The 247-nt window shown below is 40.1% G+C and carries 1 protein-coding gene; it reads right to left on the reverse strand.

The window, feature by feature from the left end; genetic code table 11:
* On the reverse strand, positions 1–126 hold the full coding sequence (locus Q8G36_RS28925; RefSeq protein ID WP_305163176.1) for a hypothetical protein: 126 nt from the start codon (positions 124–126) through the stop codon (positions 1–3).
* Positions 127–247 lie beyond the last annotated feature (121 nt).

Genomic DNA, 247 nt, shown 5'->3' on the forward strand with positions numbered 1-247 from the left:
TCACGAGTAACGCTGAATCTCTCTAGTATTTGCTCCAATTCCATGCGGAAACAGCTCAAAATCTTGTGTAACATTCGAACTCACGAGTATTTGCTCCAAATTCACGAGTAAATGGATGAATCTCACGGGTATTTGCTCCAATTTCACAAGTAAATGGCACAAATTCACGAGTAACGCTGAATCTCTCTAGTATTTGCTCCAATTCCATGCGGAAACAGCTCAAAATCTTGTGTAACATTCGAACTCA

Origin of the sequence: Peribacillus frigoritolerans (assembly GCF_030676415.1) — a bacterium.
GTDB lineage: Bacteria > Bacillota > Bacilli > Bacillales > DSM-1321 > Peribacillus > Peribacillus frigoritolerans_A.